The sequence below is a fragment of the Acinetobacter sp. SH024 genome (genome assembly GCF_000163635.1).
GTDB lineage: Bacteria > Pseudomonadota > Gammaproteobacteria > Pseudomonadales > Moraxellaceae > Acinetobacter > Acinetobacter pittii.
In genome coordinates, this window is the sequence record NZ_GG753601.1 from 207,949 (window position 1) to 225,418 (window position 17,470).

10 protein-coding genes are annotated in these 17,470 nt (G+C 37.9%); 3 read left to right on the forward strand and 7 right to left on the reverse strand.

The features are described from left to right. Nucleotides 1-50: 50 nt before the first annotated feature. The 6 genes from HMPREF0013_RS13635 to HMPREF0013_RS13660 all read right to left on the reverse strand — a co-directional run bounded on the left by HMPREF0013_RS13635 (nt 51) and on the right by HMPREF0013_RS13660 (nt 12,880). Nucleotides 51-485 carry a hypothetical protein gene (locus HMPREF0013_RS13635; RefSeq protein WP_002119709.1) on the reverse strand — a complete coding sequence of 145 codons (435 nt, stop codon included), beginning with the start codon at nt 483-485 and terminating at the stop codon, nt 51-53. A gap of 227 nt (nt 486-712) precedes the next feature. Continuing rightward, the gene (locus HMPREF0013_RS13640; RefSeq protein WP_002119674.1) at nt 713-3,352 is read right to left on the reverse strand and encodes a bifunctional aconitate hydratase 2/2-methylisocitrate dehydratase; all 2,640 of its coding nucleotides are present in this window, start codon (nt 3,350-3,352) and stop codon (nt 713-715) included. Nucleotides 3,353-3,605: 253 nt separating this feature from the next. Continuing rightward, entirely contained in the window at nt 3,606-3,968 is a 363-nt protein-coding gene (locus tag HMPREF0013_RS13645) for a hypothetical protein (protein WP_005073636.1), read from the reverse strand. A 134-nt stretch (nt 3,969-4,102) separates the two neighbouring features. Next, on the reverse strand, nt 4,103-5,338 hold the full coding sequence (locus HMPREF0013_RS13650) for a lactonase family protein (protein WP_002119597.1): 1,236 nt from the start codon (nt 5,336-5,338) through the stop codon (nt 4,103-4,105). A gap of 271 nt (nt 5,339-5,609) precedes the next feature. Next, nucleotides 5,610-10,118, reverse strand: a complete 4,509-nt coding sequence (locus tag HMPREF0013_RS13655) for a translocation/assembly module TamB domain-containing protein (RefSeq protein ID WP_002119577.1) — start codon at nt 10,116-10,118, stop codon at nt 5,610-5,612. 26 nt (nt 10,119-10,144) lie between these two features. Next, a complete protein-coding gene (locus HMPREF0013_RS13660) occupies nt 10,145-12,880 on the reverse strand; it encodes an autotransporter assembly complex protein TamA (RefSeq protein WP_002119628.1) in 2,736 nt (911 codons plus the stop codon). 166 nt (nt 12,881-13,046) lie between these two features. Here HMPREF0013_RS13660 and HMPREF0013_RS13665 point away from each other — a divergent pair, with 166 nt between their 5' ends. Beyond that, nucleotides 13,047-14,369: an MFS transporter gene (locus HMPREF0013_RS13665; RefSeq protein ID WP_002119599.1), complete on the forward strand. Its 1,323-nt coding sequence runs from the start codon at nt 13,047-13,049 to the stop codon at nt 14,367-14,369. A 3-nt stretch (nt 14,370-14,372) separates the two neighbouring features. Next, entirely contained in the window at nt 14,373-15,008 is a 636-nt protein-coding gene (gene coq7 / locus HMPREF0013_RS13670) for a 2-polyprenyl-3-methyl-6-methoxy-1,4-benzoquinone monooxygenase (RefSeq protein ID WP_002119684.1), read from the forward strand. A 44-nt stretch (nt 15,009-15,052) separates the two neighbouring features. Here coq7 and HMPREF0013_RS13675 read toward each other — a convergent pair whose 3' ends face one another. After that, nucleotides 15,053-15,601 carry a DUF2799 domain-containing protein gene (locus HMPREF0013_RS13675; protein WP_016803020.1) on the reverse strand — a complete coding sequence of 183 codons (549 nt, stop codon included), beginning with the start codon at nt 15,599-15,601 and terminating at the stop codon, nt 15,053-15,055. 406 nt (nt 15,602-16,007) lie between these two features. On the opposite strand from HMPREF0013_RS13675, the gene HMPREF0013_RS13680 reads away from it, so the two are divergent. Further along, on the forward strand, nt 16,008-17,432 hold the full coding sequence (locus HMPREF0013_RS13680) for a glutamine synthetase family protein (RefSeq protein WP_002119736.1): 1,425 nt from the start codon (nt 16,008-16,010) through the stop codon (nt 17,430-17,432). Nucleotides 17,433-17,470: the final 38 nt, after the last annotated feature.

The window sequence follows — 17,470 nt, forward strand, 5'->3', positions numbered from 1 at the left end:
TAACAATTTTTGTTTTACTTACCCCAATATTTGAGCCTTAAATTTTTTCATCAATTCGTGGCTACACATCGAAATTCATTCTCTTCCCACCACATCACATCATAGATGCCTGGATGCGATTTTAAGATAATATTTATATAATTTTGCAACATCATAATATGATGAGTAATATCAATTTTTCTAAATAGAAATTTTCTTAAAATCGGAGTATTTGGAGAAATAAAAATTGCGAATCCATTACTATATTCTTCATAGACACTTATTCCAAGATACATCGTTATTTCAGCTAAGGGAATCTCAATTTCCCACCCCCAGGTTTCACTATATAACTCTACATTTAAATGATATCTATTCTTTAATATACTAAAAATATATTGTGCAATATCTTCAGTTTTTTGAACTAAAATACCACCTTCATCAGCATAAGTTTTTTGGTCATATAATTGATAATCATCAAATTTAAATTCAACAATTGTCTTTAGCATTCTTAAGTTCCCTATATAAAATACTCATATTTTTTTAATTATTTTCAAGTTCGTTCGAATATTTTAAAACAAAAATCAATTTAATATCTAGAGTAATATTTATTTTTACATTTTCATTAAATAAAATTTGATCTATTTATTATTTTCTAAGTCTAATAATGTACAAAGTCTCATTTAAAATAAAAAGGAGCTGAATAATCAGCTCCTTTTTTTACTAAATTGACGTATTAAGTCAATTGAGCAGCTTGGATTTTCTTAGTATCAACTTGATCAGCTTCTTTAGTATATTCGCTCATCTTGTCGAAGTTTAAGTATTTGTAGATGTCAGCAGAAGCGCTGTCGATTTGCGACGCGTACTGTTGATATTCTTCTGGGCTTGGTAATTTACCAAGAACCGCAGCTACAGATGCAAGCTCAGCAGACGCTAAGTAAACGTTAGCACCTTGACCTAAACGGTTCGGGAAGTTACGAGTAGAAGTCGATACACATGTTGTGTTCGGCGCTACACGTGCTTGGTTACCCATACATAATGAACAGCCAGGCATCTCTGTACGTGCACCAGCACGACCATAGATGTTATACAAGCCTTCTTCCATTAATTGGTGCTCGTCCATACGAGTTGGTGGAGCCAACCATAAACGAGTAGACAATGAACCACCAGGTACTTTATCTAGTAACTGACCAGCTGCACGGAAGTGACCGATATTCGTCATACAAGAACCGATGAATACTTCATCAATTTTGTCGCCTTGAACGTCAGAAAGAAGTTTCGCGTCATCTGGATCGTTCGGGCAACAAAGAATTGGTTCTTTGATGTCAGCAAGATCGATTTCGTAAACTTTTAGGTATTCTGCATCAGCATCAGCTTTTAACAAGCTTGGGTTATCTAACCACTTCTGCATGTTTTCAGCACGACGAGCAAGTGTACGTGCATCGCCATAACCTTCTGCGATCATCCACTTCAACATCGTGATGTTAGAACGTAGGTATTCAGCAACTTTCTCTTCAGAAAGTGTGATTGAACAGCCAGCAGCAGAACGTTCAGCTGACGCATCAGAAAGTTCGAATGCTTGCTCAACAGTCAAGTCATTTTCCATTTCTGATAAATCGATCTCAAGGATACGACCAGAGAAGATATTTTTCTTACCTTTCTTCTCTACAGTTAAATCACCCGCTTGAATTGCGTAGTAAGGAATTGCATGTACAAGGTCACGTAAAGTGATACCAGGTTGCATTTTACCTTTAAACTTAACAAGTACAGATTCAGGCATATCAAGTGGCATAACACCAGTTGCTGCTGCGAACGCAACAAGACCAGAACCCGCTGGGAATGAAATACCGATTGGGAAACGAGTATGTGAGTCACCACCAGTACCTACTGTATCTGGAAGTAACATACGGTTTAACCAAGAGTGGATAATACCGTCACCTGGACGTAAAGATACACCACCACGGTTCATGATGAAGTCAGGTAATGTATGGTGAGTTGTTACGTCAACTGGTTTTGGATACGCAGCAGTGTGACAGAAAGACTGCATCACTAAGTCAGATGAGAAGCCCAAGCATGCTAAGTCTTTTAACTCGTCACGAGTCATTGGACCTGTTGTATCTTGAGAACCAACTGTAGTCATTTTAGGTTCACAGTAAGTTCCTGGACGGATACCTTGACCTTCTGGTAAACCACATGCGCGGCCAACCATTTTTTGAGCTTGTGTGAAGCCTTTGCCAGTGTCAGCAGGTTGTACTGGAGTACGGAATAATGTAGAAGGTGCAAGACCTAATTCTTCACGTGCTTTAGCAGTTAAACCACGACCAATGATCAAGTTAATACGACCACCAGCACGTACTTCGTCTAAAAGTACTGGAGTTTTAAGATCTGCTTCAGAGATTTGCACGCCATCTTTAAAAGCAGTTACTTTTGCAGCAGCATGGTCAATTTTCAATACTACTTCGTCGCCCATGTTCATATTAGCAACGTCGATTTCTACAGGTAATGCACCTGCATCTTCCATAGTATTGAAGAAAATTGGAGCGATCTTAGAACCTAAGCACACACCACCGTCTTTTTTGTTTGGAATGTGTGGAAGTTCATCACCAAAGAACCAAAGAACAGAGTTAGTTGCAGACTTACGGCTTGAACCTGTACCAACAACGTCACCAACGTAAGCAACTTGATTGCCTTTAGCGATAAGTTCTTTAATTTGGCTTAATGGACCAACTTCACCTGGTTTTTCAGGGTTGATACCATCACGCTCGTTTTTCAACATTGCATTTGCGTGTAATGGAATGTCTGGACGGCTCCAAGCATCTTGAGCTGGAGACAAGTCATCAGTATTTGTTTCACCAGTTACTTTAAACACAGTGATTTTGATTTCTTCTGGAACGTCAGGACGGCTAGTGAACCATTCTGCTTCAGCCCAAGATTGTAAAACAGCTTTAGCAGCTGCATTACCAGCTTTTGCTTTATCTGCTACATCATGGAATGCATCAAATACAAGAAGAGTTTTCTTTAATGCTTCAGCAGCTAAGCCTGCAAGTTCAGCATTGTCAAGAAGTTCAACAAGTGGTGCTACGTTATAACCACCTAGCATAGTGCCAAGTAAGTAAACTGCACGTTCTTTAGAAACGAGTGGTGAAGTTGCTTCGCCTTTTGCAATCGCTGCCAAGAATGCTGCCTTTACGTAAGCTGCTTGGTCAACACCTGCAGGAACACGGTTTTCAAGCAAATCTACCAAGAACGCTTCTTCGCCTGCTGGTGGATTTTTTAATAGTTCAACAAGCTGAGCTGTTTGAGCGTCATCAAGTGGCTTCGGTGGGACTCCGAGTGCGGCACGTTCTTCAACGTGTTGGCGGTAAGCTTCTAGCACGGTGTTCATTCCTCTTTTTTTGAAAAATTACTTGCAAATTCCAGCTTTCTTAAAAGCTTCACAAGTAATATGGACTACAAAAGTTTACTAGAGTTCAAGGTAAAAGTTAATGAGCGCGGGGTGTTTCTCCGTGATGCCCATTATTTTGTATCTAAATACCTATGTTCAAATAATGAGCATATTGGGTAAAATTGAGCTATTTTTAAGCAAAAAGAGCTTCAGCCAGATGAAAATTCAATAACCTCATCCACAATTAGAATGATTTATATTTTGGCATTTTGTCATGAGGGGTTGCCAAACATTCATTCATCATTTGCTTTCTAACTTTTTCTTGGATTGCTTGAGGATCTTTTGTCAGTTCTTCTTTTGGAATTGCATAAACTTTTTCAATAACATTAAGAATGAATTTTTTAGTTATCTCATCTTCAATCTTATTTGCATGCTCAACTGCCTGCGTTTTTTCAATTGCTTGCTGACGATCAAAAACAATACTTCTTGCAGCATTTCCTACGCTAGTACAAAAGCCATGCCACTGCTCTTCTGGTGTTAATGGTTTCTTTTCTGAACAACCCACAAAGAGCAAACTCATTGCAATCAATAAAATCTTTTTCATCATTTCACTACACTAATTATTGCTGTCCATATCATACGGAAAATCATCGTTTTTGCCAAAACTGCTATAAAAAACCGAGATCAAAAAATCTCGGTCTTTTGTATTAAGCATTAGACATGCCTGTTTCATGTTTTGGATTAATTAAAGAATTTAATATCCGTAGGTGTTGATATTTTTGCTGCATCGCCAGCTGGTTTTAAGGTGCCATTTTTTGCATCAAAACGGAATAAACTAATATTGTTACTATAAACATTGGTTACATATAGATATTTACCAGATGCATCAAATGAGAAGGCACGTGGTTCAATACCATTCGCTTTATAAGCAACTGGCTTAGCTAGCAATCCATTCTGTTGGATTTTAAATACTAAAAGTTTGTTGTCTGCACCTCGATTGGCAGCAATCACATATTTACCATTTGGGCTAAGGATAATTCCACTCGCACTCTTAAATTCAGGTGTTTTATCCTCGTGGATTAGTTTTAGCTCAGCCACTTTTTTCAAATGACCATCTTGCACGTTAAATGTCACAATTTCACTTCGCATTTCTGCGGTAACATACGCATGTTTGCCATTTGGTGAAAAGACCATATGACGCGGGCCAGAACCATGCGTAAAAGTTACATCGCGGTTAGTATCCGCTTCAAGTGGCTGAGCCTTGTTCGGGTTATAATGAAATGTATAGACTTTGTCATTTCCAAGATCGCTAGCATATAAATACTTACCATCTGGACTGAAAGTTGTCGAATGAGCATGACCACTTTCTTGGCGACCTTTAACGTGGCCAGAACCTTCCTCAAAAACTATATTTTGTACTTTTTCACCCAAATGGCCATTTGGTAAAATTGGCAAAACAGCCACACCACCACGGCCTTTATCGAATGCAGAATAGTTCGATACAAACAGGAACTTACCATCTAAACTGATTGTTGCATGTGTTGGATGTCCACCATGACTATCCACAGTGTTCAACACTTCCACCTTTCCGTTTTGAATAGATAATGCAGTCACCGCACCTTCGTTTTCTTCATTAGTGGTATATGCAAAACGACCATCTTTCGATTTCACAATCCAAGAAGGACTTTTCATTTTCAGCACTTTAACAGGAGTTAAAGTTCCATCCTTATTCACTTGAAGCTGGTACAAACCTTCACTGGCTTGTTTTGGTTTTTGCGCAAGCGGTGCATTAGGAATTGATGTCCATGTTCCTACTAAAGCAATTTGTTGTTGTGCAGCATTTACGGTGGAGCACCATCCAAATGACAAGAGCGTCAATGACAATGTTGCTGTTAATTTTTGAATTAGGCCACGATATTTAACGTTGATATCGTTTTCCTTGCCATTTTTAATTTCAACATAAGTATCTATATTCACTACTATATCCTTGAAAAAAACCACCTTATTTGCATTTATCAACAAGGTATATCAATCTAATTTCATTTAATGTTTCTGAAAACTAATTTATAAAACAGCAATTTTCAAGTGAATTTTCTTTAACCAATACCTATCCAAGGCTTCTTTACTCTTAAGAGAAGCGATACTTTAGATGATAAACACTCAACTTTTTTAAATGTTATGAAGACGTTATTAAATTAAAAGCCCACAATAGTGAGCTCTTAATTCATTCATTATTAGTTTCAACTAACTAAAAGCGCCAGTTGTAGAAAAGATCGATTGCTCTTTCTAGAGATTGACTTGCTTCTAAATATAAACGTCGATTCATTTGATAACGTAAAGTGAGTTTGTTTACAGGAGTAAACACTCCAACACCATAGCGAATAAACAGATCTGGTGTGATATAACCCGTTAAACTCACTTGCGTATCATCACCTGTACCTTGTGCATCTAAAGCTAAACCGCTCAAACCAAACGTACGTCCAATCTGGTTAGTTAAAGCACGTGTACCACCCAAGCCCATACTAATACCCGCAGCAGCAATGGTGTTGTTTACATCAGATTTAAAACCTTCTGCATTACTCAAGCCACTCGAACCTTCATTAATACGACCCGTAACGAGCGCGTTCAATGCTTCTTGCTCAGATAGACCTGCATCGTTATAAACCTGAATGTTTGGTGATGTCGCAGTACCCGTAACACGTACGCCAACCATGCTTCCCTGAACATTTTTGTTCGCATCGATATCTAAAGTCGGGTTAGCCAATGGTCCATTAAAACGGGCAATTGCTCGGTTCAAGTCTAGACTTTGTCCATAAGCTTCAATTTTCACTTTTTGGCTGACACCAATCGCTCCATTAGCTCTCATTGCAGTTTCATAACCACGTTGGCTTAAGTTTAGACGACCAACTAATGGAATATTACTGTTAAAGCCTTGGAAGATAACTTGTTTTCCAATATTAACAGAAATATCAGCTCGAATATCCCAAGATTTAGCGGCCCGTAAAATTGCAAGTGGATCTTGACCTTGGCGCACAATGCGAACATCTGATGAAGTATTAATAATTGGAACAGTCGTTTCTGGCATTGAAATACGTGCACGAGGAACATCTACTGATCCTTTTAAGCTTAAACGCTTATCAAAAGGATACATATCAAGTGTCAGATTCGGGTTGGCAATTGCTGTAATTAATGGCGCTTGACGTACCAGTAAATTATCACCTTTCAGATTTAATTGAAGGCGCGGCGCATCTTTCCACTCAAAACTACCTTTAAGCAAGCCTACACCTTGCCCACTATTAAACGCTCCATCAATTGTTGCCATATCCTGACGAATTGATGAATACACCTGCACATTGGTTAGATTCACTGGCAGAGAAATCATGCTGATCGCACCATTCTTCAGGCGCATTTCACCAGTAAATTGAGGTTGAGTTAATGTACCGTTGACTTTACCAGCCAAGGCTAACGTCCCACTCATTGAGCGAACATCTTGAATAAATGGTTTCAAGACTTTTAATTGAACATCATTAAAGGCCACTTCACCATGCATTGGCATTGATGACTGGAATGGGTTGATAATAACGTTCGCGTAACCCGTACCAATATCTGGTGTTTTCACATCAACACGAAATAACAGACCCTCTGATACACTTTTTGCAATTACCCCTAACTCATCATAAGCCAAAGTCGTTGCAGGATCTTGTGGATCTTCAGCAGCTAAACCGATTTCACCTTTACGCGTAATTAAACGCGCATCAAGTTTTGGATTACCGCCATTTACCCACGATGCCTTAGCGTAACCATTTAATTGTCCAGTCATCGCTAAGCCTTCTGGCATAAATGCCGCGAAATCACTTAAGTCCATGTTCTGAGTTACAAAGGAAATATTCCCTCGTGCTTTACTCACTCTTACAGGCTGATCAAAACAGAGCTGACTATTGGTACTTTGCCAGCAATGTTGGCCCACATATAGCTCAGATTTCGCAGAAGAAAAAATTACTGGAGCATTTTGATTTTGTGCCAGACGAATTCGTCGTGAATCAAAACTTCCTTTCTGAATTTGACCTAACCAATCATTCTTTTGGTTAAACCCGCCTGCCAGCTGAACATAGAACTTGGAAACACTATTATTGCCAAGTACTTTTAATAAATGTGCTTTTCTTGTTCCTGTCAAATTCACTTCAGCGGACTGGATTTCTCTATTTCCGCTACGCAGATTATTTAATTTTGCGGTTAATTGAGTCGGTGTTGTTTCCGATGTTGGAAGCTCACCCTGAATACTCAATCTCTTCACACTTACGAGTGTATTAAAAGCAAAATTATCTACGGCAATATTGGCTGTTGCTTTTAAACGTGGTTGTGATTGAACATTCAAATCACCATAAGCTCGACCACGCAGTCCCGGATATAACTCGTAGAGTGCTGGCGCATTCAGCTTAATTTTTAGATTTTGTGCATTGCCAGTAGCTTGTAGCTGGTTCTGTCCATACACTAAAAATAAGTTATTTGCTTCAAATTGCTGAGGTAAAAAGCCATTTTGATTGGAATCCATCAATAGAGATAGATTACCCTTACCCCGAACAGGTTTATTATTTAAAAAGCCTGCAAGATTCAATTGCTGAATATTAATTCGCTTCAAGTGATCAGACCAAACCCCTTGAGTTTTCAGATTTCCTGAAATTTCACCTTTAACAGTTGAGGCAAAATATTGAGGCTTAAAGCGTACTAATGAACTATTAATATCCCATGCAATGCGGTCTTTTAAATTGACAGAACCAGTAGCATAGATTTTTCCAGCCACACCATCATGTTGTAACTGGCTAATTCGAATAAAATCTGGCGTGCCCGCTATAGAAAACTTCAACAAACCATTTGCCTGTTTTAAGGCTTTTAAAGACCCGTCATAATTAACCGCAAAGCCTTTAAAGCCGCCACCAGCTTTAACATCATGAAATAATAATGCTGCTGTACTTTTTCCACCTAAACTTACAGTTTCTTGACCTGCTTGAGCCAATCGACCAGTTAAATCAATTTTCTCAAACTGAATAATTTGCTGGTTTGGTTTAGCGAAACCATTTGCCTTAATCGAACCGTTTAACAGATTAACTGGCGCTGCTGCTTGAATACTTTGCGGATTAAAATCGTTTGCATTTAATAAAGCATTCCAAGCCAGCTGACGTTTTTCAGTAGGTAATAAAACTTTAGCCTGACCTGTTAAGCTACCTTTTTCAGCAGCAAAACTAAAATTAGGCACATTTAAGATATTATCTTTAACATTCAGGTTGGCTAGATATTGTCCTGCTGGCAATAAAGTTTTTTCATGCTGATATACTTTTGTAGCAACCTTAATATCTTGTTGACCGTCACGTAATGTTAAATCGACTTGACCATTATCACTACTTAACCATCCAATATAAGGCATTGCACGGTCTATATTCGCCCACGCCACATTCATGAGCATTGGTTGAGGTTTATTATTTTTTTCAGGCGCCTGATTAAGCTTGAGTTTCCAAGACTCATAACGGTCAAAATCAACGTTAGCAAATACTTCTGTGCCTTTTTCCAAAGAACCAGTTGAAGCAATAGCAGCATCTAAACTTGGCGGTAAGAAGTCTTGAACCACCTGAGGAATCGCTTTGTCTTTAGGATTAATGCGATCTAAACGACCTTTGATGTCCCAAGTCACATGATCTTTCCAATTCACCAGACCTTTAAGATTAACGGCACCTTTCATAACTTGGCCATTAAAATCGGTAATATTAAGCTGATGAACTAAATCAGTATTCATTAAAGCGTTGTACTGACCTTCAGGTAAATTCTCACCCTTTAAATCTGTATCAAGTGCCAAATTAAGCTGTTTAATATCACCTTGAAACTTAATCACACCATTTTTTGCAAATAGTTTTTGTTCTTGTAGCAAAGGTAAATGATAGTTTTTTAATAATAGTTCACCTTGCATTGGAACTTCATCGCGAACAGGATGCAATATTACCCAACCTGTTAATAGATCGGGAGTGGTTGTTGCAACCCCAGCTTTTATAGTATCTAAACTTCCCCGAGCAGCCACTTTAATATTTTGAATATTTAGACTTTTTAAAGATGGGATTCTTAAATCTGCTGTGGCATCTAATGGATATTTACCACTGAAATCCATTTTACCTGTTGCGTTATGGACTGAAAGATAGCCCATATCCATACTAGATTTTTCAAATTCCAGTTTGGTCTCTGACCAAAGTGCATCCTGCAAATGAACGTCATGAAAACTTACATCTGAGGTTGCCAACTTAATTTCTAAATGATCAACATCACCTTCATCTACGCGTAAAACAAAGGGTAACTTGATTGGTTTAAATTCAAACGGTTTACCAGAGGGCGGAGTTTTATTAATAATACGTAAGTTGCGTACATCTGCATGGCTTAAATGCACTTCTTTTTCTAATAATAAAGAACGCCATCCTAAGCCTACATCAGCTCGATCTAATGAAACATCGACATCTTTTAATTGCACCAACACATTTTTGAGAATAATGCCTCGCAATAAGTTGCCGCCTTCATATTCATATTTAATTATTTTCTGAGCTTCTAAAACTCGATCTAATAAAAAACGGCTTCCGCGATCCGTTGACATCATGATGACTAACGAAGAAGCCAATAATAACAATATGATCAATATCGTCAGCAAGAAGCTACGCAAAATGCGACGCTTCTTCTTAGGAGAGCTTGGTGCCGAAGTGGGCTGCTGTTCTACTTCCGCCATAAAATAAACCTAATAAAATTTTATTTTTAAAGTTGTGGGCCTATAAAGAAATGTAAACGAATCGGATGGTTCTCATCTGAAATACCCGAAGCGACATCTAAACGGATTGGCCCAATTGGAGACTTCCAGCGAATTCCGACCCCAACACTATAAGCTGCTGGATTACTGAAATCTTTATCGTAAGCATTACCAAAGTCAGAGAAAACAGCTGCTCGCCATCCATCTTTGAACTGATAGTTATATTCTAAAGAACCTACAGCTAAAGCTTGGCCCCCAATTTTATATCCATCTACTTCTGGAGAAAGACTTTTATAGTCAAATCCACGAATCGTTTGGTCACCACCCGTAAAGAATCTAAGATTGTATGGAACTTTGTCAAAGTCATCTGTAAAAATATAACTAAGGTCAGATCTTCCAACAAATTGGTGATCATCATTTTTACCTAGAGAATAAATAAATCTCCAGCCTGCACTCGCAATCGCCATATTGGCATCTGAGAGTAAACTCTCACTGCCTAATTCTAATTTATAAGTTTGTTTAAAAGCTTTTGTTGGGTTTAAACGTGTATTACTTGAGGTTTTAGATGTTTCATAACTAAACAATAATGCTTCTTGCTCAGATGCAGCTGTTTTAAAAGCATCTGGTAATTCAGAAATATCAACATTACCTTTTTGGGTCAAACGATCTAAACGATAACGAACACCAATAGTATGCTGCCAATTACCTAATGGACGTTTGATTATACGCTCACCGCCCACAACAGCAGATTCGGTTAACAGGCTTACATCCGGACCAATATCATCCCGTGTTTCACGCTCATAACCGCCAACGATATTGAAATAGTCATTTAACGGATGTTTATAGGGAATACTATATCGACCATCAATCGATTGACGAATTTCAGAAACTTCTAAGTTGGCATCAAAAGAATGACCATATTTATTTACGATAGAACGGCGATATTGACTACGTAAACGCGCCCCCGTATCGGTTCCATAACCAATACCAGTTTCCAAACTATTTAGCTTGTCAGCATTTAAAGTCACAATAACTGGAATTCTTTTTGTTTCACGTGCTTGAGCTTGTAAACGATCCTGTTCAGTTTCCTGTTCATCATGCTGAGCTGCGGCGCTTTGCAACATTGCAGTTTGAGGCTCTGCCTGTTTCGCATTTTGTGTTCCGGCAAACTGTTTTTCATCGACTACGTTCTGCGTAACTTCTTTATTGGATGTCGCTAATTGACGTGCTTTCGCAAGTTGTCGTTGTTCTGGTGAAAGTAAATTAGACTCATCAACATCAATATTTTGTTCATCCACCAAAGCTTGTAAATCTGGTGGTAGCTCAAGTGGCTTTTCAATTGGGTCTGGTTTAATACTATCAACCAAGGTGTAATTGAAATAACGTGAGTTGGTTAGGTTATTTGCGAGCACATTTACACGCCAGAAGGCATAGTCATCACCCTCTTTCCAAGGCGCCATACTTTCTAAGATATTTTGGTTTAATGGCAAAGGTTTCGAAGGATCACTCATACGAAACTCGACCTTGTCTAATTTATAGCGCTCACCAGTCTCGTAGCGTAAATTGATATCGGCCTTATTTTCTGGCTGACTTACTTTTACATCATGCAATCGCCAATAAGCATCAAAATAACCATTATTAGATGCGGCATCAACAATACGGCTTTTAGTGGTTTCATATAAACCGTGGTTAAAGATATCACCCACATCTTGATCGGGAACTAAACGAATAACCTGAAATTGCGGCTGCTTTTCGCCTGGACCGGTAAACTCAATATTTTGCTCATTAATTCGTACTGGTTCATTTGGTGTCACTCTGACACGAACACGACTCGGACTTAATTTTTCAAATCGGAACTCAGCATTATAGTAGCCAACAGCTTGAGCAGCCTGATTACTTAATGTTCTAAGCTGAGGTAAAGCAGCATTGAAGTCTTCAAATGACTCTTGGGTAAATGTTGAAAGCTTACCTTTAATATTTTTAGCCAACACATCTGAAGCACCTTCTACCTCTGCGCTAATACGCGGTACTTGTTCCATCGGAATTGCACGTGGCGGACGTACTTTATTTAAAATACGCTTAAAGAAACCAACTTGCTCAGGCGGTTCTTCGGCCTCTGGTGTCAATTCAGGCAGTGTTTTTCCAGTCTCATTGGCTTCAACTACAATCTTACTATCAGACTTAATCTCTTGCATAAGCTGATCAATATTTACAGGTGCCTGATTAATTTGATTTAATTCAGATTGAGTTGCATCGCTTACAGTAACTTCAGGGAGTTTCTGAGTCCCATTTTGAAAGTTCTGTGCTTCATTCTTCGCTTCTTCCGCTACCCTATAAATTTCATTTGCCATGTTTTGATCAACAGGCATATCGGGTAAATCTTCAAGATTATCAAGAGTAATTGGCTTAAATTCATCAATTTGATTTGGAAATTGTTCTTGTTGTTGCAATATAGCCAAGCTATCTTGTTGCTGCTGAGCTTGGGTTACAAGTGTAGCGATATCTGTAACTGGAGCAGTATATTGCTCATTAACCTGAGCTGACTGTTCAGTTGACTCCTCAGATACTGTCTGGTTTAAAGTTGTTGATGAACTATTCTCAACAGAAGTTTGAGCAAAACTTGGCGTTACGCAAACGCTTAACAACAAGCTGCTACAAATAAGTTTAGGAATGCCCTGCATTTTTAAAATTAAATGCATAGAATGTGAGAGAGTTGACTGTTTAAACTTAATTTTAGAAGGCATAGAAAACTCTAGACTTATTTTTTAATAAAACGCACCAATGTGAGTGTAAAACTCACTCAAAACCATTGATTTTTCATTTAATCAAGCGTTAAAAATATCATACATGGTTTTCTATGCAAATTAACACTCGGTCACATTTTTTTATAAAACACAATGAAGTTTGCACATGATGAAACAAGATGAGCACCTGATGACCTCACGTCGGTTTGTACCGATGTTTTTTACCCAGTTTTTTGGCGCATTAAATGATAACGTTTTTAAGCAAGCTTTATTATTGGTGATTACTTATGGATGGATTCAGCAACAATCTGCTCCTGTAAGTACTCTTAATAATTTGGCAGCCCTCTTGTTTATTCTGCCATATTTCTTTTTTTCAGCCACAGCTGGACAAATCGCCGACAAATACGAACGATCTCAACTCGTCCGTGGTATTAAAATTTTAGAAATCATCATTATGCTCATCGGTACTGCGGGGTTCCTGTTAGGAAACTTATGGCTACTTCTTTTTGCTTTATTTTTGATGGGTACGCATTCGACGTTCTTCGGCCCAATTAAATATGCAATTTTGCCTGAAATCTTAAAACCGAACGAATTAATGTCGGGTAATGCGCTATTTCAATCCGGTACATCTATGGCGATCTTATTCGGTATGATCTTAGGTGGTGCCGTAATTGCCTCATCAGATGGTAATTTATTGTGGATTAGTATCACCGTAGTGGCTATTGCTTGCATAGGCTATTTATTTAGTCGCTTCATTTTGCCGCAAAAAGTTGCTGCACCTGACTTAAAGATTGACTGGAATTTCATCCGTACCAGCTTTCAAACCATTAAATATGCCAAAAGCTTACCGTTAGTATTCACAATTTTGCTAGGCAACTCTTGGTACTGGTTTTATGGTGCGACCTATTTAACTCAAATTCCACAGCTTACCCAGCAAAACCTTCATGCATCAGAAAATGTCGTTAGCTTGTTACTGACTTTCTTTTCAGTCGGTATTGGTGTGGGTTCTCTTCTTTGCCGTAAAATTGGTGGTTCAGAAATTAATATTAAAATGATGCCGATTGGTGCAGTTGGCCTTACTGTTTTTGCGATCTACCTTGCTGCCAGTTTAGCTTTTGTACCAGAAAGAACTGGGGCATTACTTACCTTAAAAGACGTTTTCACCCAAGGCTGGGTTTACTACCATGTCATGATTGCTGTGACTTTATTGGGTATTAGTGGCGGTTTTTATATTGTTCCCCTATATGCCATGATGCAGGCTTATTCACCACGTTCACATCGTGCACGTGTTGTTGCAGCGAATAACATTTTAAATGCTGTATTCATGGTTTCTTCTGCAATTTTTTCAATCTTAATCTTAAGTGTTTTAAAAATTGATATTAAAATACTATTTATTATTACAGCTGTACTTAGTGCAATCTTTAGTATCTGGCTTCTCGCTAGACTAAAACCAATGCTTGCCACAGCCCACCTTTCTTTAGAGGACTAATTTATGCGCCACTATACTGGAATTGATCAACTTATTAACTCATTTGATCAGGCATTGCGTAGTCTTGTTCCGGGTGCAACAGCAGCACAGCGTCAAAATCCAGCTGAAACAGTAGAAACAAAACTTGGTGTAGAAGATGCTCGCCATGTCGCAGGTTTAATGCGTGTTAACCACAGTGGTGAAGTATGTGCTCAAGCACTTTACCATGGGCAAGCATTAACGGCGAAATTGCCAAATGTACGTCAAGAAATGCAACAAGCAGCGATTGAAGAACAAGATCATTTAGCTTGGTGTGAAGATCGTTTAAAAGAATTAAACAGTCATACAAGTTTGTTAAACCCAATCTGGTACGGGTTGTCATATGGCATGGGTGCCCTTGCTGGTATTGCAGGTGATAAATATAGCTTAGGTTTTGTTGCTGAAACTGAACGTCAGGTTAGTCTGCATTTACAAGATCACTTAAACCAGTTACCCGCTCAAGATGAACGCTCTCGTAAAATTTTAGAGCAAATGAATGAAGATGAATTACATCACCGTCATACTGCACTTGAAGCAGGCGGTGTTGAATTACCATATGCAGTAAAAATTACGATGACTGCTATTTCAAAGTTAATGACAAAAACCAGTTATTATCTTTAAAAACCAAAGGATTGATCTCATTCGGATCAATCCTGTTTTAAATATTATTTTAAGCCGTGATCATATTTGAAACGTTCGATATCTCGAATTGAATTCCAATAGTTTCTGTTAATACGGTCACGATCAATTTGTAATTCTCTTAAAAGCTTACGATAACGCTCACGCTCTTCTGGCTTTAATTTTTCGTTATAAGCACTATCAGAATATTGCTTAAACTTTTCATCATAACGGTCATATTCATTTTTTGCATTGTAGTAATCTGAGGCAGCTCGATAATAAGGTCTTAAACGATTACGCTGCTCGATTGGGCATACATTAATATTGCCGTTACCCTCTAAAGCGTTATAAAAAATATTTGATGGCTGGCAATAATACCCTAAGCCCTCTTTATACCCACGTTCATATGACTTTTGATCTGGAACAATATTGGCTTTTCCACACGCTTTATAATATTGATCTAAACGTGGCGAAGCCCCCTTTGAACCATCTTTCTCACCCACTAATGACCAATTCGCAGTCTTACATTCTTCTACGCTCATTGCAGCACAACCTGAAAGACTGATTGCTAAAATGGCTAAACCGATATTTTTCATATTAAGAAAACTCAAAAATAAAATTAAAAAAACGCAAAAAATAAAATTCCAGTACATGTGCTATATAAGCCTTGCTCAATTCAAGATTTATACATAAATGTTTAACTGGATAAGCGTTTAAGTTTAAAGCAGTTTGACCATCTCACCAAATAAGAAGCTAAAATTTTTAGCTTTGTTTAATTTTAAAAAGAGAAATCCATAGAATTTTATAATGCGCCGACTGCTCTTATACGCTAATTTTACCTTAAAAATTGATTATAAAAACCAGACTCAAGTTATTGATTATTAATAAATAAAAACAATAAACCCCATAAAAAAACCTTTCATTATTTTACTCTTTTTTTACGAGATTAACTTCAAAGGCTACGTTAGGATTTTAGCTAAATAACCACCAAGGTTTTTTATAATGAGTACGCATATTTACCCAAATTTAAACTTACAAAATTCTCACTTTAAGGCATTTAAAATAACAGATGATTTTATTCCTCCAACACAAACCGACATTTTCAACTCAGAGCTTTTTTTAAAAGAAGTTGATGAATATTTAAGCTTATATCCACACACTCAGCACATGGATATTTATCTGCACGACTTAAACGGGCATATTCGTGGCAAACGTATTGACGTTAAGAGTCTGAAAAATCTATCTAATGGATGTTATTTTCCTCTTTCTGTTTATGCCATGAGCCTTGATGGAAAAGTAATTGAAGAAACAGGCCTGGGAAAATATATTGGTGAACCAGATAGACTTTGCCTGCCCATTTTAGGCCGCTTGCAACCAAGTGCCTTATCCCCAGAATTAAATGCTCAGCTTTACCTATCAATGCAAGAAGAAGATGGTTCAGACTGTCGCTATGAACCACGCAATATATTAAAAAAATTATTAAATCAGTTACATACTAATAATTATTTCCCTGTCATGGCTGCCGAGCTAGAGTTTTACCTTTTCTCACCTCAGCATCAGTCTGAAACCTGCATAGAAAACCAATGTTTCGATATAGATGCACCGAATAACTATCAGCAAGTCCTAGATGAAGTTGAGAAAGCAGCCCTACTACAATCAATTGAAATTACCGCTATTGTTGCGGAATCATCCCCTGGACAATACGAATTAAATCTTCAACACAGCCATGATATTTTAAAGCTCTGCGATCAAATTAATGCTTTAAAAAGAATTGTAAAACAAGTTGCAAGAAAGCATGATCTAACTGCTTGTTTCATGGCGAAACCGAACTTATCAAAGGCTGGTAGTGGCATGCATTTTCATATGAGCATACTTAATCAATACCATGAAAATATATTTAGCTCAGAAGTAGAAAAAAATGAGCTTTCAGCCAAATTATTGAGCGCGATTAGTGGCCTAATTGAGTTAATGCCTGCATCTATGGCGATTTTAGCGCCTAATATCAATTCTTATAGACGTTTTAAAATTGGTCATCACGTGCCATTAGAAGCCAATTGGGATACTAACAACCGAAATGTTGCAATCCGAATTCCATGCTCAGATGTACAAAATCAACGCTTAGAATATCGTGTTGCTGGAGCTGACTGTAACCCCTATCTAGTTACAGCGACTATTTTAGCGGGTGCATCTTATGGCTTATCTCATAAATTACCGCTGCCAAAACCTGCACATCTTTTAAAGTTTCCAGACGAGCACATTTTATTAGCCAACAATCAGCCGGAAGCCTTAAAAATATTTAAAGGAAGTCTTATTTTAAAAGGGTATTTAGGGGCAGACTTTGTAGAACATTGGTACACGGTTAAACAGGCTGAATATCAAAATATTTACAGTCAAATGACTGAAGCAGAACAACATTGGGATATATAAATAAAAAGAGCAAAAAAACTATAAACCACTTTGCAAAC

Coding starts and splice junctions, on each gene's coding strand:
- HMPREF0013_RS13635 (WP_002119709.1), bottom strand. CDS start 485: ATGCTAAAGACAATTGTTGAATTTAAATTTGATGATTATCAATTATAT.
- HMPREF0013_RS13680 (WP_002119736.1), top strand. CDS start 16,008: ATGAGTACGCATATTTACCCAAATTTAAACTTACAAAATTCTCACTTT.
- HMPREF0013_RS13675 (WP_016803020.1), bottom strand. CDS start 15,601: ATGAAAAATATCGGTTTAGCCATTTTAGCAATCAGTCTTTCAGGTTGT.
- HMPREF0013_RS13660 (WP_002119628.1), bottom strand. CDS start 12,880: ATGCCTTCTAAAATTAAGTTTAAACAGTCAACTCTCTCACATTCTATG.
- HMPREF0013_RS13655 (WP_002119577.1), bottom strand. CDS start 10,118: ATGGCGGAAGTAGAACAGCAGCCCACTTCGGCACCAAGCTCTCCTAAG.
- coq7 (WP_002119684.1), top strand. CDS start 14,373: ATGCGCCACTATACTGGAATTGATCAACTTATTAACTCATTTGATCAG.
- HMPREF0013_RS13665 (WP_002119599.1), top strand. CDS start 13,047: ATGATGAAACAAGATGAGCACCTGATGACCTCACGTCGGTTTGTACCG.
- HMPREF0013_RS13645 (WP_005073636.1), bottom strand. CDS start 3,968: ATGATGAAAAAGATTTTATTGATTGCAATGAGTTTGCTCTTTGTGGGT.